The sequence below is a fragment of the Fibrella aquatica genome (assembly GCF_041321135.1).
GTDB lineage: Bacteria > Bacteroidota > Bacteroidia > Cytophagales > Spirosomataceae > Fibrella > Fibrella aquatica.
This window is the reverse complement of the sequence record NZ_JBGGWF010000005.1, coordinates 352,973-373,405: the sequence shown is the minus strand read 5'-3', so window position 1 is coordinate 373,405 and position 20,433 is coordinate 352,973. Positions and strand designations below refer to the sequence as shown.

16 protein-coding genes and 1 rRNA gene are annotated in these 20,433 nt (G+C 50.2%); 10 read left to right on the top strand and 7 right to left on the bottom strand.

Annotation, left to right across the window (positions count from 1 at the left end; genetic code table 11):
• A 16S ribosomal RNA gene (locus ACAW87_RS15060) occupies nucleotides 1-117 on the bottom strand; the annotation flags it as partial.
• A 674-nt stretch (nucleotides 118-791) separates the two neighbouring features.
• On the opposite strand from ACAW87_RS15060, the gene ACAW87_RS15055 reads away from it, so the two are divergent.
• The 5 genes from ACAW87_RS15055 (at nucleotide 792) to ACAW87_RS15035 (ending at nucleotide 7,306) form a co-directional block, all read left to right on the top strand.
• The gene (locus ACAW87_RS15055; protein ID WP_370724286.1) at nucleotides 792-2,045 is read left to right on the top strand and encodes an exonuclease SbcCD subunit D C-terminal domain-containing protein; all 1,254 of its coding nucleotides are present in this window, start codon (nucleotides 792-794) and stop codon (nucleotides 2,043-2,045) included.
• Nucleotides 2,017-5,103, top strand: a complete 3,087-nt coding sequence (locus ACAW87_RS15050) for an AAA family ATPase (RefSeq protein ID WP_370724285.1) — start codon at nucleotides 2,017-2,019, stop codon at nucleotides 5,101-5,103. Before ACAW87_RS15055 ends, ACAW87_RS15050 begins: the two co-directional genes overlap by 29 nt.
• 123 nt (nucleotides 5,104-5,226) lie before the next feature.
• Entirely contained in the window at nucleotides 5,227-5,841 is a 615-nt protein-coding gene (locus tag ACAW87_RS15045) for a Crp/Fnr family transcriptional regulator (protein WP_370724283.1), read from the top strand.
• Nucleotides 5,842-6,087: 246 nt separating this feature from the next.
• Nucleotides 6,088-6,927, top strand: a complete 840-nt coding sequence (locus ACAW87_RS15040) for a hypothetical protein (RefSeq protein WP_370724281.1) — start codon at nucleotides 6,088-6,090, stop codon at nucleotides 6,925-6,927.
• On the top strand, nucleotides 6,875-7,306 hold the full coding sequence (locus ACAW87_RS15035) for a hypothetical protein (protein ID WP_370724279.1): 432 nt from the start codon (nucleotides 6,875-6,877) through the stop codon (nucleotides 7,304-7,306). Before ACAW87_RS15040 ends, ACAW87_RS15035 begins: the two co-directional genes overlap by 53 nt.
• A gap of 116 nt (nucleotides 7,307-7,422) precedes the next feature.
• On the opposite strand, the gene ACAW87_RS15030 is transcribed toward ACAW87_RS15035, so the two are convergent.
• The 3 genes from ACAW87_RS15030 to ACAW87_RS15020 form a co-directional block, all read right to left on the bottom strand.
• On the bottom strand, nucleotides 7,423-8,238 hold the full coding sequence (locus ACAW87_RS15030; protein ID WP_370724278.1) for an enoyl-ACP reductase FabI: 816 nt from the start codon (nucleotides 8,236-8,238) through the stop codon (nucleotides 7,423-7,425).
• 165 nt (nucleotides 8,239-8,403) lie between these two features.
• Nucleotides 8,404-9,423 carry an alpha/beta hydrolase gene (locus ACAW87_RS15025; RefSeq protein ID WP_370724277.1) on the bottom strand — a complete coding sequence of 340 codons (1,020 nt, stop codon included), beginning with the start codon at nucleotides 9,421-9,423 and terminating at the stop codon, nucleotides 8,404-8,406.
• 168 nt (nucleotides 9,424-9,591) lie between these two features.
• Nucleotides 9,592-10,983, bottom strand: coding sequence for a methyltransferase RsmF C-terminal domain-like protein (locus tag ACAW87_RS15020; RefSeq protein WP_370724275.1), 1,392 nt, complete (start codon nucleotides 10,981-10,983; stop codon nucleotides 9,592-9,594).
• Nucleotides 10,984-11,147: 164 nt separating this feature from the next.
• Here ACAW87_RS15020 and ACAW87_RS15015 point away from each other — a divergent pair, with 164 nt between their 5' ends.
• Entirely contained in the window at nucleotides 11,148-11,654 is a 507-nt protein-coding gene (locus ACAW87_RS15015; RefSeq protein ID WP_370724274.1) for a KdsC family phosphatase, read from the top strand.
• A gap of 101 nt (nucleotides 11,655-11,755) precedes the next feature.
• Here ACAW87_RS15015 and ACAW87_RS15010 read toward each other — a convergent pair whose 3' ends face one another.
• Nucleotides 11,756-12,577 carry an aminotransferase class IV gene (locus tag ACAW87_RS15010; protein WP_370724272.1) on the bottom strand — a complete coding sequence of 274 codons (822 nt, stop codon included), beginning with the start codon at nucleotides 12,575-12,577 and terminating at the stop codon, nucleotides 11,756-11,758.
• A 273-nt stretch (nucleotides 12,578-12,850) separates the two neighbouring features.
• Here ACAW87_RS15010 and ACAW87_RS15005 point away from each other — a divergent pair, with 273 nt between their 5' ends.
• From ACAW87_RS15005 to ACAW87_RS14995, 3 genes are all read left to right on the top strand, one after another.
• Nucleotides 12,851-13,318, top strand: coding sequence for a YsnF/AvaK domain-containing protein (locus tag ACAW87_RS15005; protein ID WP_370724270.1), 468 nt, complete (start codon nucleotides 12,851-12,853; stop codon nucleotides 13,316-13,318).
• 53 nt (nucleotides 13,319-13,371) lie between these two features.
• Nucleotides 13,372-14,322 carry a DUF2382 domain-containing protein gene (locus ACAW87_RS15000; protein ID WP_370724269.1) on the top strand — a complete coding sequence of 317 codons (951 nt, stop codon included), beginning with the start codon at nucleotides 13,372-13,374 and terminating at the stop codon, nucleotides 14,320-14,322.
• 201 nt (nucleotides 14,323-14,523) lie between these two features.
• Nucleotides 14,524-15,411: a DUF808 domain-containing protein gene (locus tag ACAW87_RS14995; RefSeq protein ID WP_370724267.1), complete on the top strand. Its 888-nt coding sequence runs from the start codon at nucleotides 14,524-14,526 to the stop codon at nucleotides 15,409-15,411.
• Between the two features lie 91 nt (nucleotides 15,412-15,502).
• On the opposite strand, the gene ACAW87_RS14990 is transcribed toward ACAW87_RS14995, so the two are convergent.
• Together ACAW87_RS14990 and ACAW87_RS14985 are read right to left on the bottom strand one after the other, a co-directional pair.
• Nucleotides 15,503-16,258, bottom strand: coding sequence for a LytR/AlgR family response regulator transcription factor (locus ACAW87_RS14990; protein WP_370724266.1), 756 nt, complete (start codon nucleotides 16,256-16,258; stop codon nucleotides 15,503-15,505).
• Between the two features lie 34 nt (nucleotides 16,259-16,292).
• Nucleotides 16,293-17,366 (bottom strand): sensor histidine kinase, encoded by a 1,074-nt coding sequence (locus ACAW87_RS14985; protein ID WP_370724264.1) that lies wholly within the window; start codon nucleotides 17,364-17,366, stop codon nucleotides 16,293-16,295.
• 266 nt (nucleotides 17,367-17,632) lie between these two features.
• Between ACAW87_RS14985 and ACAW87_RS14980 the strand changes: the two genes are divergently transcribed.
• A complete protein-coding gene (locus ACAW87_RS14980; protein ID WP_370724262.1) occupies nucleotides 17,633-20,206 on the top strand; it encodes a TonB-dependent receptor in 2,574 nt (857 codons plus the stop codon).
• The last annotated feature ends 227 nt before the right edge of the window (nucleotides 20,207-20,433 follow it).

The following is a 20,433-nucleotide window of genomic DNA, read 5'->3' as shown; positions in this document are numbered from 1 at the left end:
GGCAGGTTATTTACGCGTTACGCACCCGTTTGCCACTGGCATTGCTGCCCGTCCGACTTGCATGTATTAGGCCTGCCGCTAGCGTTCATCCTGAGCCAGGATCAAACTCTCCATCGTAAATATATGTGCTACCGAAGTAGCGTGTCTTTTGTCGATTCAGACTGACGACTCATTTCCGAGGAAGTGAACCGATCAAACTGATCAAGACTTGTTAATTGTATTGCTGACAGTTGGTCAAAGAACGATGCGATCAGCCGTTGCCGATCGTGGTGCCATTTACCTGGCTGGTTACTCGATTTGAAAGCCGATGCTAAACTTACTGTGTGGCTCTCATTTCGTTTCCCTCATTTGGGACTGCAAAGGTACGCGGTTTATTTCGTTTGTCAAGCATTTGGCGAAAATTATTTTTAATTAATTTTTGTACTCTGCCGGGATGCTGACCCTTTGCCGTCTTCAGTAAAAGCGGCGGATTTGCTGTTGCTCAACCGCCGTTGTTCCTGATTGGGACTGCAAAAGTAGGGCAACTTTAACCCCATGTCAAGCCCTCTATGAAAGTTTTTTGTGAGGCTAGGGCCTAATTTGGCCTAAATGACTGATAAACAGCTTATCCATGAACAAAACTTTTTTCGGTTCGTTAACAGCTCTCGATTGTGTGTCGGGGTTTACCCACGAAAATTGTACTTTAGCAAGTAGGACTTAACGGCTTGGTTCACTAAATTCATAGTGTTTTATCCGGCTTTTGTGTGGGCTATCCATTATATAACAAAAGAAAGTTGGCCCCTCATTTCATTATGCGCATTTTACACACCGCCGATTGGCATCTTGGCAAACGATTATACCGTTCAGACCTTCGGGAAGACCATTCTTTCTTCCTTAACTGGCTTATTGAGGAAATAGAGCGTCGGGAGGTGGATGTACTGCTCGTTTCGGGCGATATATTCGACACTACGAATCCGACAGATGGGTCAATGCAGCTGTATTATCAGTTTCTGACGCGTATGTTACCTCTATCCGTTAAGATTGTGATCACGGGCGGTAATCATGATTCGGCCACAAAACTGAATGCCCCCAAAGAATTACTCCGGCATTTGAACATCCATATTGTAGGATGCACCAACGGAAACTGCCCCGATGAAGTAATTCGGTTCGCCGACGGCTCGTCGGACTTATTGGTAGCAGCGGTTCCTTATCTACGCGATGCCGACCTGCGCCAGTCTATTTCGGGGCAAACGTATGAGGATCGGGTGGAGGCACTGCGGATGGGTATTCGAAATCACTACGAACGAATCGCCGATCATTGCCGTACCGAATACAAGGACGTACCGGTGTTGGCAATGGGACACCTCTATGTTAATGGTGCAACGGTGTCGGAAAGTGAGCGCGAGATCCACGCCGTGGGTGGACAGGCCGCTTTTTCCAGTGAGCACTTCCCCGATGGCTTTACCTATGTAGCACTTGGTCATATACATGTACCACAACGGGTAGGCGGTAGCGAGACAGTCCGCTATTCTGGATCACCCATTCCGTTAAGCTTCGCTGAGCGAGATAATGCGCATCAATTGCTACAGCTAACCCTGGAGAATGGTCAAGTGACCGATGTAGAGTCGGTGCCAGTGCCGCAGTCACGTCCGTTTCGGCATGTGACCGGCACGCTCGACGAAGTACGGGAACGCCTGAACCAACTGGAAATGACGCATGCTTTACCCGCGCTGGTCGAGGTATTGGTAGAAGAAGATGCCGAAAGCCTCAGCACGCGGATGCACTTCGATCAGTTGCAGCGCGATTACAAGGATGCTCCGTTTATTCTGGCGAAAACTCGTTTGCTGTTTCGCAATAAGCGCAAAAACCTGGAATCGCTATTTGCCGCCGATACGCACCTGGCTGATCTAACGTACCTGGATGTATTTGCGCAACGGCTGGTACTGGCGCAGGTTGACGGCGATCAGCGCGACCAGCTTATTGATACCTACCAACAACTTTATAAAATGGTTACGGAGCAGACAGCTCCGCTTCAGCATGAAAATTCGCCAAATCCGGTTTCGTAATATCAATTCGTTTTATGGCGAACACGAACCTATTCAATTTGCCAGCGGCCTCCTGGGCGAGACTGGCCTATTTGTGATATCCGGCCCAACGGGTGCAGGCAAGTCTACACTGCTCGATGTAATGACGCTGGCCCTGTTCAATCGGCTCCCCCGTCTGAACGGAGCTATATCGGGCACCAACATTGCCGATGATGGCTTGATCGTGAATCGGCAGGCGGCGGCCGAGCCTAACACGGCTGCTTATGCCGAAGTAGAATATGAAGTAGATGGCAACCGCTATCGGTCGCGCTGGTCGATCAAGAAGAACCGGAACAACAACTGGAACAATTACGAGATGGAAGTTGCCCACCTGGCCGATGACAAACCAGAGGGTGTTCTGTTTCCAATTAAAGACCTGCGCGATTTTCCGAAGAAAAACGAAGAACTGATTGGCCTCTCGTATGAACAGTTCATTAAGTCGATCGTACTGGCGCAGGGGGCTTTTGACCAGTTCCTGAAATCGAAAGCGTCGGAGCGGAGTAAGATGCTGGAACAACTGACAGGTACAGAGATTTACCGGCAATTGAGCCGAAAAGCGTATGAACACACTAAACACCTCGACGAACAAATCGGCATTAAAAAGGTAGGCGTTGGATCGATCAGAATGCTGTCTGACGAGAAAGTAACCGAGCTAACCGATCAATTGACGCTGGCGGACACACAGCTGTCGGAGGTCAAAGCACAGATCAAGCTATTTGAAGGCGAGAAGAAGTTCGTCGATGAAGCGGAACAAGCCGAAAAAATGCTGGCCAGGTTGGCTTCAACCAACGAAAAGCTACTGGAACGGACAGCAACGTTTGCCCCGGATCGTGAACGGCTACAGCTTCATAACAAAGCGACCCCGCTTGCCGGCCTGCTCACTGAGCTAACAGGGGCCGAACGTGCCATTGCCAGAGCCCGTCAGGAGCGGACAACCGTAGCCAACGAACTAGCCCAGCTTTCTACTGATCTCGACAAACTACTTGCCGACGCTGCTGCGCTTACCGGAACTCAACGGCTAGAACCCGCCACAGCGGCCGGGGCCATCGACGCCTTCCGCGAGCAGTTGAAGACGTTACAGGATCAGATGGCGACGGAGCAAAATGCTGCTACTCCCCTGCTCCAACGCATCAGGCAACAGGCGGTAACGGAGGAAAATCTACGCAGGCTTGGACTTCATCAGCTCACACTCCCGAACGCCAACGATTCGCTACTTGCCGTTCAGACGCAACAGGAGGCGATACAGGCGAAGATTAATAGCCTACAGATAACGTACCCAGCCGTTACGCCAACCACTTTCCCAGAACATCTTCAACGGGCTATCGAGCGCGACAAAGTGCTTGGTACGTTAATTCTTTTAGAGGAAGAGCAACAGGATCGAATTCTGAAAGGGCAGAAATTGGCCGAGCCCATCAAGTCATTCGTGGCGCGAATTGATGAGCTTACTCCGCTTTTGGCAACAGCTCGTGAAAACGAACGTCTGGCTGAAGAAAGCGCTAATCGGTTAGATGCGGAACAACGAAAACTGAGTGCCGAAGTGAACTTATCGGCCCTGCGCGATGCATTGGTCAGCGGTGAGCCTTGTCCACTTTGCGGATCACTGGAACATCCGTATGCTACCCATTACGTCAATCAGCTAGGTACGGTGGCGGCAAAACTGTTGTTAGCCAAAGATGATCTTCAGAAGGCCAGAGCAGTTACCAAAGAGTTATCTGACCAACTGATTACGCAGGAAGCTCAACTGAACGAAGCCAATCGTATTCAGCAGGCTTTACGGGAGCAGTTTAAAGGGAAACGTCAGGAAATTACGGAGCTACGCGAGGCTAATCAGCTAACCGAAGGCAACGGCCCGACAGCGCTTCGAAGCTTACAGAAAGACGAAGCGATTGTTCAGACCGATTTGAACACGCTCCGTTCGCTGTGGGATCAGAACCGGACTCTGGAAATCCTTATTCGGCAACTGACCGAATTGCAGCAGCACCAGCAAGCCATTGGTACCCTCGCGCATCAGAAGCAACTGCTCTATGCGGGCGACGATTGGGTGCAGCGCTCAGGTACGTTGCTTAAAGGCATAGCTGATGTGCAGGGCCGCATGGCTACACAGATCGGGCTTCAACGCAAGACGGATGAAGACGAAAAAGTAGCGCTGAACGAAGAAAAGCGCGTACTGGCGGCCTTGGCTCCTTTGTTGAAAAAGCAGGGCTTCGATTCAGCCGACTTGGCTCGTAAACTGCTGCTGGACGTTCCTACCACGCAGAAACTCCAAAAACAGCGCGACGAGCTAGACCGTGATCGGATAGAACTCGACCAACGCATTGCCGATGAACAGCGACGGCTGGATACCGCCCGCAAAGCCCGCAAGACCGACCTGCTACCTGATGACGTAAAGGCAACGTTCGACGAGGCCCGCAAAAAACACGACAGGCTGCTAACCAATTCCGGCTACGCGCGTAGTGAACTCGACACGAACAGGAAAAGCGTAGCGGCGCATCAGAAGGCGATTGCCGAACTGGCGAAGCTGGAAGCCGACGTGATGCCCTGGAAGGAGTTGACCAAACTGATTGGCAGCGCCAAAGGCGATTCGTTCAGCAAGTTTGCGCAGAGCCTGACCCTGGCGCAGTTGATCGGTCTGGCCAATCGCCGTCTGAAAAACCTGACGGATCGTTACCTGCTGTTGTCGCCCCGCGAAGAGCAGGACGAGCTATTTGTGGTGGATTTGTATCAGGGGCAGGCCGAACGAACAATCACCAGCCTTTCGGGCGGCGAAACGTTTACGCTCAGTCTCGCGCTGGCCCTGGCCTTATCCGATCTGGCCTCACAGAACGTGCAGATCGATAGCCTGTTTATCGACGAAGGGTTCGGAACGTTAGACCCCGACTCGCTCGATACGGCAATTGTGATGCTGGAAAAGCTCCAGCAGGAAAGTCAGAAAACGATCGGTATCATCTCGCACCGCCACGAGATCAAGGAGCGAATCACCGTTCAAATCCAGGTTGAACGGGGGATAGACGGGAATAGCCGGTGCTACGTGGTCAGTTAAAATATCTATAAAACAGGTTAATTAATTCACATATGAGTATCTTAAATTAATTTGTACTGTCTATAAAAATTTAAGTACTATTACGCTATATAAGTACTTAACTAACCTGTTTTTACGAATTATATGGCCTTCATATTTGCTCATCTTCATCCAGATATTCTACAGGATGTTTTAACGGCTGATTTATTCACGAAGCTTGTAAAAAAGCAGTTTTTACCGAAAGGAGCCCTACTGGCTACCGAGGGCGAAGTGAACACCCGCCTTTCTTACATCGAAACCGGGCTAGCACGGGTTTTTTATAAGACAGAGACAGAGACGGAGACAGAGACAGAGACAGAGACAGAGACAGAGACAACGGCCTGGCTTGTAGTAGATGGCCATTTCGCGGTAGTACCAGGCAGTTTTTTCGATCAAGAACCCTCATTGCATAGTATTCAACTACTGGAACCTTCCACTGTGCATTCTATTAGCTACGATGACCTACAACGGCTTTTTGACTCCTCGTTGGTAATGAACACAGTAGCCCGCCGAGTATTAGAAAGGTACATTTTGCAATATGAGTGGCGAATGCAATTATTACGTACTCGAAGTGCTGAACGTCGCTATGATCTATTTGCCGAACATTTCGGGAAAGATATGATACGCCTACCTGGCAAGTACGTTGCCTCATTTTTAGGTATTACTAAGCATACTTTAAGTCGTATACGTACCCGAAAAGCAACGAAGCGATACGCTTAACCAGCTAGTTAATAGCACATTAAATTATAAATCAAGCCCCGTCATTTAGCTAAGTGACGGGGCTTGATTTATAATTTAATGTCACTACATGCATTGATTTAAGGCAACTACGAATTTGCTTTTAGGCAATTGCAACGCCACAATTAGGCAAATATATTTACACATAAGTAAGCCCTGCCACGATTGGACACCGGCGACAGGGCTTATGAGATCGAAATATTCACATTCAAACCTCAAAACAAAGGTATGAGAAAAGCCTCGCACTTTCTTTACGCGCTTTTAGCAACGTTCACTTTAAGCATTCAGTCCTGCAATCAGGAGACGCCGGAAAAGCAACCCTTAGATTCAGTAAAGCATTCAGCTCGGTTTATTGCTCAGATTCTCGTCGACAAGCAAGCCAAAGCTTTATCAGGCCAAGCCCAGTTTGACTATGTAAAAAGCCAGGTCAAAGAAGAGTTCGAGCAAGAATTAAATTACGAGTACAATGATTATTTACAGCTAAAGTCAAAGTTCAATACTGCCCACGCTCAAAATGATATGTCTTTAGTATTCTTCGATTCAAAGGCTAGGACCACTTCAGAAGGGGTTTCTCGCTGGGCAGTTGAACTTAATGAAGAACTTCAGAGTGTGCCCACACAGGAAATACTAGAGGTTCAACTTAATGAGCGAATCAACGAGATAGCTGCCAGCGATCTTAGCGACGAGGAAAAATATCAGCTGTACTTACAAATCGAGGTCATTCGGGAAGTTAGCCGAATAGGCGATGCAGATGATGCCCAAGGCCGTATGAGTTCCTCTTTAATTCGCTGTCGTGGATTTTTGCGCAAGTTATGTGTGGCTTTAAATGCGGGTTTAGCTGCTGCAGTAGTAGCATCTTCATTTGGTGCTGCCGTGTTGGCAGGCATATCATTCGGACTTATTGCTGCATGTTGCTATTGTGGATGTGATTGTGGTGGTAACATAATATGCACCAATGTAAATTTGGCACCATCTAGATATAAATTAATTGGTAAACCTTTAAAAACAACAGTATATGAAAACCCGGGTTACATCCCTCCTTTTGCTCTTAGCAACGCTGCTTGCTAAGGCACAATCACAGTCTCCAGAGCCAAAGGATTTTGCAACAGTTATCGTTTACAGACCGAATAAACTTTTAGGTGTTTTCAACAACATCTGGATAGGAACAAAGCACGAAAAAACGTGCCGACTGAGTAACAATCGCTTTACAGAATTCAAAGTTTTGCCCGGGGATGTAATGTTACATGCTAAATCGGGACCGGATGTATCACTCCCTTCACGTCGCCAATTGTTATTTCCTGTAGAATCAGGGAAAACGTACTACGTGAAAGTTACTCCGCAAGTATTTGCTCTCAATATGGCACCCGTCGAATCCGAAAATGCTCAGAAGGAGTTGAGGAAAACAAAACTTGATCGTTGCGCTGATACTGTTCAGTCCTCGAAATAGATTAAGCAATCCAGTGAGGGCAAAGTAGATATCTATCTTTGCCCTCATACTTTTTATAAAATACTGGTATACTGCTAATCAATAATTTATGTGATTAGCAAAGCCATTATTCATTATCACAGTTCACCCATTCCTTCCATCACTTCCATTGAAACGCCGGTGTTGACGAAGCCGCCGTCGTGGAAGAGGTTTTGCATGGTCACCATGCGGGTCAGGTCAGAGAAAAGCGTGAGGCAATAGTCGGCGCACTGATCGGCGGAGGCGTTGCCTAGCGGCGCCATTTTGTCGGCGAAATCGTAGAATTTATCGAAGCCGCCAATGCCTGAACCGGCGGTGGTGACGGTGGGCGATTGCGACACGGTGTTCACGCGCACTTTACGGTATTTGCCATAGTGGTAACCAAAACTACGGGCAATCGATTCGAGCATCGATTTCGCTTCGGCCATATCGGTATAGAACGGGAACGTCCGCTGAGCGGCCATGTAGGTTAGGGCAACCACTGAACCCCACTCGCTGATGGCATCCTGCTTGTAGGCGGTCTGCAACATCCGGTGGAGCGACAGCGCCGAGATGTCGATGCTTTGCTTGAACCACTCGTAGTTCAGATCGGTATAGGCCCGACCTTTACGAATGTTGGGACTCATACCGATGCTGTGCAGCACGAAATCGGCTTTACCGCCCAGAATTTCCCCAGATTTCGTAAACAGATTCTCCAGATCTTCGGTCGAGGTAGCGTCGGCGGGAATGATTTCGGCGTTGCAGTGCTGGGCTAGTTCCTTAATGGCCCCCATCCGCATGGCAATTGGCGCGTTGGTGAGCACAAACGTGGCTCCTTCTTCGTGGGCTTTCAGAGCCACTTTCCAGGCGATTGATTTTTCGTCGAGGGCACCCGAAATGATGCCGCGCTTTCCGTTAAGGAGTCCGTAAGCCATAAGTTAGAATAAGAAATGAATACATAGAATGACTGATGAAATGCCTAACAAACTCCGTGGCCTGCCTATTATACTGTCTGCATGATTCATTCAGTGTGCGCAAAAGTAACGCAATTCACCCTGTTCAGGGCGAATTGCGCCTTTGTATCGCTAAACTATACCAACTTATTTAGCTGCCAACGTACCTGACACAGGCGTCAGTTTTAGCGTTTTAACCAAGAATTGTTCGGTAGCCTGATAAACGCCATCCAGATCGCCCGACGTAAAATGCGATGCGATGACGTGTTCGCCCGCGTTCGGGAAAGCTGCTTTCTGTTTTTGGGTTGGCAACGTACCCAACTGATCATACATCTCAAGCATGGCCGCTACCGACACAACCTTGTCCTGATTGTCCTCGTCTTTATAATAGTAGCCCAAAAACAGCGGCTGCTTCACCTTCGCAAACTCGGTTGGCGTCATGTATTCGTCTAGCATAGTTTGTAGCGTAACCAGACCGTTAATGTGATACTGAGTTAGCCAATAGTTTGCGCGGTCGGGTTTGTAATGTGTGATCTTGACGTGCTCGCCATCCATCACCTGTTTCATGATCTGCACACCCCAGGGCTTAGTCGCCAGTTTCAGCGCTGGATTTGCCACGGCAATGCAGGGGGAATACAGCACCAGACCCGCAATTTCGGGATGGCGCTCGGCCAGATATAAGGTTAGCATACCGCCCGCCGACGTACCTATAACAATGACCCGATCACCAATCGCTTTGCCAATGGCCAGCGCCCGCTCGGCCGATGCTTTGTAGTTTTCGGGCGTCAATCCTTTCAAAGCGTCAGGCGAGGTAAGACCGTGTTCTTCTGGCCTCGCCAGATATAGATTACAGCCAAAATGGGCCGCCAACTTTTTATGAACAGGGTCGCCTTCTGCCCAGCTCGCGCCGAAACCGGGAATGTAGACCATGCTGAAGGGCGTTTTGGCCTTCCGGGTGCTATCAGCCCAGACAATGCGTGCCTCATTGTCCGGTTTCAACCCTGCCTGTTTTTCAGAATCTGCAATGGTGCGCTCCAGAGAAGCAAAGTCGGCAGGTAATGAAGCATTTTCGGTCATGGATGGCGCAAATTGTGGCCGGGGACCAGCAACGTACCCAACAGCTAATAAGGCGATTACGCCGGTCAACACTAGTAAAATCCGTTTCATGTAATGAAGGTTTAGGAAGTACAAGTGTACGAAGATGTTTTGTCATCCCGAAGAATGAGGGATCGTGGCGATCCTGTTAATAGTGCCAAGCGCTATCTGGACGAACGCCACGATCCCTCATTCTTCGGGATGACAAAAAAAGGCCGAAAAGCTATGAACTAACACTAATCAAAATTCAGGAATATCCATGCGGATGCGCCAGTCTTTGGGGAGGTAGTTATTGATGCGCGAGCCGACGCCTTTCATCCAGCCCAGCGGTAGACCTTTGTAACGGGCTAGTAGCCAGCCTCTGGGTACGTCGGGCAATACCAGGTTTTCTTTCTTGAAATAGCGTAACGCCTCGTCGAGGGTTAGTTCAACGCCGGGTAGTCCGTCGGCCAGTTCGGTGCTGAGTGCCAACGCGTGGGCCGGCATAAAATCGGTGCCTTTGAAAACACCCAGGTCAAGGCCAAAGCCTTTGTTGTGCAGCACCGTATCAATCAATACCAGATCTTTTTCAAGCACTAGTGGTACGGCAATGACGTCGCCGTTGGGCTTTTCCCAGTACGAAAACGCATCCGGGTTTTTCAGGAAAGGGCGCAACGTACCCAGCTGCTTCCGGTGTACCGGTTTTGCCGACCTAAAACCCCGATTTCGGGTAACCGGCGCGGTGGCCGATGCTTTGCGACGAAACACACTGATGAAAAATCCTTCGCCACGTACCCGGTGCGGATAGCACTGATAGCCCACCGCATCGCCAACTGTTTTGGTCTCAACGCCCCAGACTTCGGGTAAATCGAGCGGACGATTCGAGAAGCCGTTTTCGCTCAGAAACCGGACCATCTCCAGATTCTCGGCGTCGTTGTAGGTACAGGTACTGTAGATAAGCCAGCCGCCATCGGCTACCAGCGGAGCCGCCGCCGTCATGATGCGCTTTTGCCGTAATGAACACATCTGCACGTGATCGGGCGACCATTCATTTACCGCCGCCGGGTCTTTCCGAAACAGCCCTTCGCCCGAACAAGGGGCGTCGACCATTACCAGATCAAAGTAGCCCGACAAAGGCGTAAAAGCCTCAGGGTCATGGTGGCTGACGACAACGTTGGAATACCCCCATTTATCCATGTTCTCGCGCAGAATGGGTATACGCGTGCGGATGACTTCATTACAAACCAACAGGCTCAGATCGGGCAGTACTGAGGCCAGCAATGTACTTTTTCCACCCGGAGCGGCACACAGATCGAGCGCCCGAACAGGCGGCTGACCGGCGTAGGGTTTTCGTTGCCCAATCGTTTGCCGCACGGCTTCGGCCAGCAACATCGATGAAGCCTCCTGCACATAGTAAGCCCCCGCCTGAAATAGCGGATCGAGTGTAAAAACGGGCCGTTCGGGTAAGTAGTAAGCCCCCTCACACCACGGAACAGGTACATTATCAGCTACATCAAATGCAGGCTTACGCGGGTTCAGGCGGATGCTAACGGGTGGCAACGTACTTAGCGCCGTTTCAAAAGCAGGAAATTCAGCGCCGAGTTGCTGTTGCATTTGCAAACGAAACGCCTCGGGCAGTTGAGTAGGATTCATGGTGTAAAGGTAGTTCAATGTTCAAAGTCTAAAGTCCAAGGTTCAAAGTCTAAAGTTGCTACGCCTGATTGTGTATGGTGGAAGAGCGAGGCGACTTTAAACTTTGAACATTAGACTTTAGACTTTGAACCTTGGACATTAAACCTTAAACTACCTTTGCCACCATGACAGACCGTTTCAAACAGATCAAGACCTTTATTTTCGACGTCGACGGCGTGATGACCGACGGCAGTGTCAACGCGCTGGCTTCCGGCGAAATGTACCGGACATTCAACATTAAGGATGGCTACGCCATTGAACGGGCCATTAAGTCGGGGTATCAGGTGGCCATTTTGTCGGCAGGTAATCAGGACGGGGTGCGGAAACGGCTGGCCTTTCTGGGCATTAAAGATGTTTTCATGGGCGGGCCAACCAACCATAAACTCGACGTTTATCTGGGCTTCGTGAAGCGCGACAGTCTGGTTGAATCGGAGATTCTGTACATGGGCGACGACCTGCCCGACTATCATATTCTAAGCCGCCCCGACCTGCTAAGCACTTGCCCCGCCGATGCTGTCGACGAAATTCAGACCGTTTGTGATTACATCTCTCCCAAAACCGGGGGGCACGGTGCCGTTCGCGATGTGATCGAGCAGGTGATGCGCGCACAGGGAACCTGGATTATTCCTTAATAGTCGCTTCATAGTGCTTAGTGCAAAGTGCTGAGTCTAGATAGTCGTGTCTTTCAAACGGATGCGATTATCCAGACTCAGCACTTTGCACTACAAAACGACTACAAGCCTGTAAACGCTAAAAAGCGGGCCAGTAATTGCTTCGATACAGGGCCGACCAGACCATTACCGATTTGCTTATCGCCGACATGGACGATTGGGAGGACTTTTTTATTGGTGCTCGTCGTAAACACCTCCTCAGCTTCGTACACTTCAGAAAGTAATACCGGGCGTTCTTCGATCTCAAAATCGGCTTTGGCAAGGTCGAGGATCGTATGCCGGGTAATGCCGTGGAGGATATTCCGGTTAGGGGTTACCAGCCGGTTACCCATGACCAGAAAGATATTGCTCCGGCTCAACTCGCTGATTTCGCCGTTTTTGTGGTACAGCACATCCTGCGCGCCCGCTTCCCGAATTGCACTGTTCAGCAACATCACCCGCTTGTAATCAGTGGTCTTTATCTCAGCGTTTTCACGCACGTAATCGTCCAGAATAACCCGGATACCCCGCTCATACTGCCAATCAGGCGTAGGGTGAATGGGTTCCGACAAGATGAGCAAGTTCGGCGTGACGATGCTGATGCTGTCTGGCGCGTAGCCACCCGTCATGACAAACCGAAACGCTACGTCAGGCTGACCTGACCGCGCCAGCATATCCATCAGGATTGGGTACGTCTGCTCTTGCGTTAATGGCAACGGCAGATTCATGCGCTCGGCCGATCGCTGGAAGCGGGCCCAGTACAAATTCCACTGAAAAGGCTTTCCGCCATAAGTCAGAAAATAGTCGAACAGCCCGTAGCCTCGCAATAAGCCAAGGTCAGTGACGCCTATGCCAATCTGATCGACAGGCTCAATTGTTCCATTGAAATAACCGTAATAAGGCATAGTGAGGAAAGTTGGGGAGGTCCTACGTCCGGGTAAAGCCGACTAAAGTAATCTGGCAAGACCAAATATAGTTTACTGGACTGGTGAATGCTCAATGCTGACAGCGATTGACAAGGAACGGCCGTTCACAAAAAATTAATGTGATCCTTAACTGTCAATATATCAATTATTTGTCATCTGTAAGGCGGAAGTACCAGCCCGCCTCTCCTCATTTTTAATAACCATCGTAGGTATTCGTCGTTATTCACATTAACTCTATCGAATTACTAGTCAATGTTTCCAAACACGCCCAATTCAACGTCTTTAGCTCTACCCCTGGAGCAAGACAGCAACCTGTACATAGCATCATCGGAGATCGTTATTCCGATAATCGATGAACAGTTGCAGGTACATACCGAGTGGGTTGAAACAGGGCGTGTTCGTGTAAGCAAACAGGTTCATGAAGAGACGCAAACGATCGACGTACCTGTAACCCACGAGGTTGTAGACGTAGAGCGGGTTGCCATTAATCGGGTAATCGATGAGGTGCCTCTCTCGCGGCAGGAAGGCGACACGCTGATTCTACCGGTGGTTCGGGAAGAGGTAGTAACAAGTATCCGGCTGGTGCTGGTAGAGGAAGTCAGAATCACCCGGCGGCAGGAACAAGCCGTTGATCAACAGACCATTACTATACGCCACGAAACAATTTCCGTTAATCGGTCAGACCCAGAAGGTGGCCTTACAGACAACGTACCTAACTAACGCTTTATCCGATTTTCTTTCTTTTCATTTTACTCAACAAAACCCATTGAACCATGCAAACTGTAATCGGCATTTTCGACAGAGCCAGTGAGGCACAGAGCGCCGTAGAGGGACTCGCAAACAGCGGTTTCGACCGTAGTGACATTGATTTATCGACCCGCAATAGCGACTATAACCGCGATGCGGATAATTACGACGATGACAACGAAGGAGGTATTGGCGGATTTTTTAGTTCGCTATTTGGCTCTGACGATGACGACCGTAACCGGCGTTACACAACCGTAGGTCAGCGCAGTTCGATTGTGACGGTACACGCCCAATCGGAAGATATGGCCGAGCGAGCCGCCGATATTCTGGATGCGGCTGGCGCCGTAGACATTGACGAAAAAGCGTCGGAATATGGTCAATACACCAGCGCAGTTCCATCGACAACCGGTGATTTGGCAGGTGGTGTAGCGGGCTATACCACTGGCGAAAGAGATTTGCTCGACAGTACCGACCGAGTATCGGATACCGTTCGTGACAGTGAATCAATTTCGGTACCTGTTATCGAAGAAAACCTGCAGGTGGGCAAGCAGAGTGTTGAAACTGGTGGTGTTCGGGTACGTAGCCGTATCATTGAGCGCCCCGTGGAAGAAAACGTTCGGTTACGTTCAGAGCGCGTAGTTGTACAGCGCAACCCGGTAGATCGCGCCGCAACCGACGCCGATTTCACCGCGTTTCAAGAAGGTGATATTGAATTAACAGAACACGCAGAACGGGCCGTAGTAGCCAAAGAAGCCCGTGTTATTGAAGAAGTAACCGTAGGCAAAACTGTTGACGAGCACGACGAGACCATTCACGATACCGTGCGTCGGACCGATGTAGATGTGGAGGAGTTAAACTCTACTACAGCTGCGAGTAGCGCAACAGAACAGAAAAGGACGGATCTGAACGACGTAGACCTTCTTGATCCGAGAGATTTGAATACTTCATACCGCAATAACGACGTTCGCAATTTGTAAAGCCGGATTTCGTATCCAACCCGTAACGAAGCCAGCCCTGTCATTGGGGCTGGCTATTTTTTTGACTCATAACCTTGCGGGCTTTATTGATGTTGTACCATTACCCTTTTTCGACTTTAGCTGCGATAAGGCCAATTTAAGCGTAGTCTATCTCTACCTTGCGCAAGTAGAACGTTCTAGAAGAATAATAACCAACAGGAAATGGCATCGGGTTTTTTCGCAGTCTTAGATGATATAGCTGCTTTAATGGATGACGTTGCTTTGGCAACGAATGTGGCCACCCGCAAAACCGCCGGCATATTAGGCGACGATTTAGCGGTAAACGCCGAAAAGGCAACGGGTTTTCTGGCCGACCGAGAGTTGCCGATACTCTGGTCAATCACCAAAGGGTCAATGCTTAATAAGCTTATCATAGTACCTATTGCCCTCTTACTAAACGCATTTTTTCCGGTTGCCATCACCTACATTCTCTTGCTGGGTGGTTGTTACCTGGCCTATGAAGGAGCCGAGAAAATAATTCACTATGTCGGTGAAAAAATTAAAAAAACACCGCACGCAGTAACCGTAGCTGCCGAAAACACACAGGACAAATCACCGGCTGATCTGGAAAAAGAAAAGGTAAAGTCTGCCATAACGACTGACTTCATTCTTTCGGTAGAAATTGTCATCATTGCCCTGGGCACGGTTATTAATCAAGAAACCACAATACAGATATTGACGGTATCGGCGGTGGCTTTTCTGGCAACGGTTGGTGTATATGGGCTGGTAGCGCTGATTGTCCGGATGGATGATGCTGGTTACAGATTAATCAAGAGATCGAATAGCAAAGGTATTTTGTCGACGATTGGTCATCTGCTGGTAAAGGCACTTCCCATCGTTGTGCGAATTTTGGCTGTAGTAGGTACATTGGCGCTTCTGCTGGTTGCTGGTGGTATATTCGTCCATAACATTCCTTACCTGCACCATCTACTTCCGGGCATTCCTGCCACGTTGAAAGAATTTGGCATTGGCTTACTAGTCGGCCTGATAGTAGCGGGCGTTTTTATCCTTTTCAAAACGATTCGCGGTTCCTTTAAAAAGGCCAACTAGGATATCGGACTTTGGATGTCGGATTTGCTCTGCTTAGGTTCAGAACTGTATCAAGCGAAGCAAATCCGACATCCAAAATCCGATATCCCACTCACAGCACTCCGTATTGGCGCTCGAACTCATCGACGTAGCTACTTCCCACCGGAATTTCCTGATTACCAATAAACAGCCGGGTACGTTGAAAAGCAGTGATCTTGGGCAAAGCAACGATAAACGACTTATGCACCCGGCAAAAGTGCTTTTCGGGGAGTTTTGCCTCAATCGCTTTCAGCGTGAGGCGGCTCAGAATTGGACGTACCTGCTGAGTGGTATAGATTTTAACGTAGTCTTTCAGTCCTTCTATATACAGCACGTCATCGTAGAAAATGCGAATTTCCTGGTACTCCGAGAACACGAAAAAGAAGGGTTGCTCAGGTGGCGCAATCACGTCGGCCGGGGCTGTTTCTATCGGCTCGATGACGGGCTGTGGCTCAGGAATAGTACGGGCCTGACGAAGTAGAAATAGGTCGTAGGCTTTGGAAACGGCTTTAAGAAATCGCTCGAAGGGAATGGGCTTCAGCAGATAATCAACCACATCAAACGTGTAGCCGTCCAACGCGTACTCTTCGTAGGCCGTTGTCAGCACCACCATAGGCGGGTTGGTCAGCGTACGCAGAAACTGCAGACCCGTCAGGGTTGGCATCTGAATATCCAGGAAGATAAGGTCTACCTGTCCGCGCCTTATCAGATCATACGCGTCGAGCGGGTTGTTGAACTGCCCCATCAGTTCCAGAAACGGAATTTTCCGAATATCATCGGCAATCAGTTCCAGGGCAAAGGGTTCGTCGTCGATAGCAATGCAGCGCATAGGTCAAACGGGTAAGAAGGGCAACTTGCCTGGGCTAGGCAAGCGCTGCCGGGGCTTTGGTTTTAACTGTGGGCAACAGCAAAGCAATACGCACGCTGAACTGTCCGTTTTCGGACCCGTATTGCAACGTGTGCCGCTCAGGATAATGCAGCGCCAGCCGTTGCTTCACGTTAGCAATGCCAATACCCGAATCTTCGGATGAAGCACCGGAAGTAGCAAAAATGGGATTCACCACCGAAAATAACAACGTGGATTCACTCACCTGCATATGAATGTGTATGTGGCTCGCTTCCTGCCCGTGCAGGCCGTATTTAAACGCGTTTTCAACGAAAGGGATAAAGAGCAATGGCTCGATCAATAGCCCTTCTACGGGTCCTTCAACGTCGAAAATAACAGTTTGGCGGTCGTTCAGGCGCATTTGCTGCAAGTCGATATAATGGCGAAGATGCTCGATCTCCTGCGTTAGCGGTACATGGTCGCGCTGTGCCTGATAGAGCATGTACCGCAACAATTGCGATAGTTTCACCACGACCTCTTCGGTCTGATCGGCCTTTTTTCGCGCCAGCCAACGAATGTTGTTTAACGTGTTGAACAGGAAATGTGGACTAACCTGCAACTTCAGCATGGCCAGTTCGGCCGATACTTTGCCCAGCCGCATCTGTTGTTGCTGATCGCGCAAACGACTGTGGTGCCGCCCCAGTGCAATAAGCGAACTCAGCAGCATAGCGAAGCCAAATGAGAGGGAAACACTCACCGTGCCGGGCCACGGGCTGAACTGTCGGCGGCGACCTCTGGGTGAATAATGAGGGCCGGGGGGAATGCCATAAAAACAAGCCAGTTTCACCAGTATAACCACCACCAGCATACCCACCAGGGTAAGCACGAACCGGTTTACCTCCTGTGTAGTCAGCAGATTAGGCGTGAGGCGGTGAAGGTTATAGTAAAAGCAGGTGGCAATGACCGAGCCTGTCAGTAGCTGGGCAGATCCCATACTAATCAGTACCTGCTGATTCCAGAAAAACGACGGTAGGGTCAGAAATGGCAGGGCGGCAAAAATGGCCCAACCCAGCGCGTGAAGCCACCCCTGATAGCGTTCGAGAATTTTCATGACGGAAGGTACAGGTTTTGACATCGGTACACAGTGAACCGCCGACGTAAGGGAGCGATGTGTAGATATGGGCACCTCACCCCTGGTCCCTCTCCTGCTGAGAGGGGTGCAATGCACCCTTATCGCAGAAAATCACCCCTCTCAGCAGGAGAGGGACCAGGGGTGAGGTACGCATATCTACACATACCGACTTTGTCTCTACACTCATTTCTGTAAGTCATACACTGTACCAACCTTTGCGACATCAATTATATAATACGTTGACTATGAACCGTTTTTTACCTTCACTCATACTTCTCGGGATCCTTTCGCTCCCCACTTTATCTAATGCCCAGTTTGGCCCTCCCGGTGGCGGCGGAATGGGTGGTGGTATGGGCGGCTGGGGCGGCGGCCAGCGAGGCCAGCAGGATGATCGCAAAAAGAAAGAATTTGTTCCAGGTGCCGACGAACCCGCCGCCCCTAAAGGCACAGGCAAAGTAAGCGGCGTACTAACCGACTCGGTTAGCGGTCAACCTGTTGAATATGCAACAGTGGCCCTCATCAATGCCACCACCGGTAAGCCCGTAGATGGGGCTATCAGCGACGGGCGGGGTAAGTTCGCGCTGAAGAATTTGCCCGAAGGCGATTTTAAACTACAGTACTCGTTTATCGGCTACCAAACCCGCAACTCGGCACCGGTGAAACTGGGTAAAAATGCCGACCTCAATCTGGGTACGGTCATTCTGGCTCCCGATGTGCGCCTGCTGAGCGAAGTAACCGTAACAGGCCAACGGGCGATGATTGAAGAAAAAGTGGACCGGCTGGTCTACAACGCCGAAAAAGACCTGACCGCTCGCGGTGGCGATGCTTCAGATATTCTGCGTAAAGTGCCGATGCTCTCGATTGACCTCGACGGAAACGTCAGTCTGCGGGGAAGTAGCAACATTCGCGTACTCATCAACAACAAACCCAGCACCATTGTAGCCGCCAGTGTAGCCGACGCCCTCAAGCAATTACCGGCCGACCTCATTAAAAGTGTAGAAGTAATTACCAGCCCTTCGGCTAAGTATGATGCAGAAGGCTCGGCGGGTATCATTAACATTGTTACCAAGAAAAACACCCTGCGCGGGCTAACCCTCACCGGCGATATTGGTGGCGGCACACGAGGTTCTAACCTCGGCCTGAACGGGTCGTACCGCCAGGGCAAACTGGGGCTGACCCTGGGTGGCTACGGCCGCGCCATGTATAACCGAGCCTCTACATCTCTCGACCAAACTACGCTGACAACCGCGGGCACGCAGCGCAACGTACAGCAGGCCAGCGCCACCGACCGGCCCCTGTTTGGCTCCTACACCCTGGGGGGCGACTATGACCTGAAGCCCAACGAGTCTATCTCGGCCAGCGTACGGTTTGGCACGCGCAACTTCGTGCAGGAGCAAAATCAGGTAACCGATATGTATCTCAACAACCTGTACATGAGCAGCACCAACCGCGATGTGTCGATCAAGAATTTATCGAACAGCATCGACGCCAGCCTCGATTTTCTGCATACGTACAAACCACAACAGGAGTTGAGTTTTTCGGCACAGGTGAGCCGGGCCAACGTGACCAACAACTTCACCGCCAACTTCCTGAACGGCGGTAACGAAATTCTGCGCCGTCAGCAAAACCTGAATGATAATACAAACCAGGAGTTTGTGTTTCAGGGCGACTATCAGATGCCGCTGGGCAAACGCCAGTTGATAGAGACGGGTGCCAAAGCCACGATTCGTCAGGTAGATAGCCAGTTCGAATACCTGGCCGCTACGGGCAACAGCAACGTGTTTGTCACCGACCTGAATAACCCTGCCGGCACGCTTAACTACCAGCAGGCAGTAGAAGCCGGCTATCTGTCATACACCTACGCCAGCCGCTCTAAATACACGGTAAAAGCAGGTGCCCGCTACGAACACACCAACATCGACGCGTTTGGAACCGATGGCAGCCGACTCGCCATTCCGGCCTACGGTAATCTGGTACCCAGCATAAACGTATCGAAACCGGTAAGCCCGAACACGACGCTGAAAGCCGCCTATAACCGCCGTATTCAACGGCCGGGTCTGCAACAGTTGAACCCGAACGTGAACGCTGCCAACCCGCAAAACATCAGCGTGGGCAACCCGCTGCTCAGCCCCGAACTAACCGATAATCTGGAGTTCAGCCTCAGCACCACGATCAAAAAAGTATACCTGAACGCCAGCGTATTTGGTCGCCAAAGTTCTAACGCCATCAACCAGATTCGCCTCCCGTCCGATTCCATTCCCGGCGGTATCGTAACCACATTCAGCAACGTTGGTGTTGAGCAAACCATTGGCAGTAACGTTTTCGCCAACGTGCAACTTACTTCAAAGTGGACGCTGAACGGCGGCATGGATGTGTATTACCGCACTATGGAAGGTCAGGTAACGGGCCTCGACGGCCGTTCGATCACACAGCGGAACTCGGGCTTTGTACTGGGTGGCCGCTTGATGACACAGTATATCTTCGGCAAAGGCTGGGGCATGCAGGCCAACACCTTCGTAAGCGGCCCACGGGTACAGCTACAGGGGCAGCAAGGCGGTATGTACATGTATTCGCTGGGTGTGCGGAAAGATTTCACCAACAAGCAGGGTAGCATCGGTTTAGCGACCGAAAACTTCCTGGGCGGCGTGCAGATGACCTCTACCTTCTCATCGCCTACGCTGCAACAGGAAAGCATCAACCGGCTTTACAACCAGAACATCAAGCTGACGCTGAACTACCGGATTGGCAAAATGACGTTTGAACCCCGCAAACGGAAGAAAAGCAACATGCCGAGTCAGGACGACGATTCGGGTCAATAAGCAACGTACCCAGCCTTCATCAACAAACGCCACATTCCCCTTCTTACACTTAAGTGTAAGAAGGGGAATGTGGCGTTTATAGCCCTGACGACATAACGAATGCAGCGCCGGGGCAACGTTTCACAAGCAAAACAAGTATAATGAATTGAAGCGAATAAATTAGGCATGACTCATTAGCTAGACCGTTGACTTACAAAGTGTTTGCTAAGGGTGTATAATTAGAGTAA

Bases quoted from the DNA above. Each gene is read 5' to 3' on its own strand.
- ACAW87_RS15035 (WP_370724279.1), top strand. From the start codon at position 6,875: ATGAAAACCCGGGTTACATCCCTCCTTTTGCTCTTAGCAACGCTGCTT.
- ACAW87_RS14995 (WP_370724267.1), top strand. From the start codon at position 14,524: ATGGCATCGGGTTTTTTCGCAGTCTTAGATGATATAGCTGCTTTAATG.
- ACAW87_RS15010 (WP_370724272.1), bottom strand. From the start codon at position 12,577: ATGCCTTATTACGGTTATTTCAATGGAACAATTGAGCCTGTCGATCAG.
- ACAW87_RS15055 (WP_370724286.1), top strand. From the start codon at position 792: ATGCGCATTTTACACACCGCCGATTGGCATCTTGGCAAACGATTATAC.
- ACAW87_RS15005 (WP_370724270.1), top strand. From the start codon at position 12,851: ATGTTTCCAAACACGCCCAATTCAACGTCTTTAGCTCTACCCCTGGAG.
- ACAW87_RS15045 (WP_370724283.1), top strand. From the start codon at position 5,227: ATGGCCTTCATATTTGCTCATCTTCATCCAGATATTCTACAGGATGTT.
- ACAW87_RS15025 (WP_370724277.1), bottom strand. From the start codon at position 9,423: ATGAAACGGATTTTACTAGTGTTGACCGGCGTAATCGCCTTATTAGCT.
- ACAW87_RS15040 (WP_370724281.1), top strand. From the start codon at position 6,088: ATGAGAAAAGCCTCGCACTTTCTTTACGCGCTTTTAGCAACGTTCACT.
- ACAW87_RS14980 (WP_370724262.1), top strand. From the start codon at position 17,633: ATGAACCGTTTTTTACCTTCACTCATACTTCTCGGGATCCTTTCGCTC.
- ACAW87_RS15000 (WP_370724269.1), top strand. From the start codon at position 13,372: ATGCAAACTGTAATCGGCATTTTCGACAGAGCCAGTGAGGCACAGAGC.
- ACAW87_RS14985 (WP_370724264.1), bottom strand. From the start codon at position 17,366: ATGAAAATTCTCGAACGCTATCAGGGGTGGCTTCACGCGCTGGGTTGG.
- ACAW87_RS15020 (WP_370724275.1), bottom strand. From the start codon at position 10,983: ATGAATCCTACTCAACTGCCCGAGGCGTTTCGTTTGCAAATGCAACAG.
- ACAW87_RS14990 (WP_370724266.1), bottom strand. From the start codon at position 16,258: ATGCGCTGCATTGCTATCGACGACGAACCCTTTGCCCTGGAACTGATT.
- ACAW87_RS15015 (WP_370724274.1), top strand. From the start codon at position 11,148: ATGACAGACCGTTTCAAACAGATCAAGACCTTTATTTTCGACGTCGAC.
- ACAW87_RS15050 (WP_370724285.1), top strand. From the start codon at position 2,017: ATGAAAATTCGCCAAATCCGGTTTCGTAATATCAATTCGTTTTATGGC.
- ACAW87_RS15030 (WP_370724278.1), bottom strand. From the start codon at position 8,238: ATGGCTTACGGACTCCTTAACGGAAAGCGCGGCATCATTTCGGGTGCC.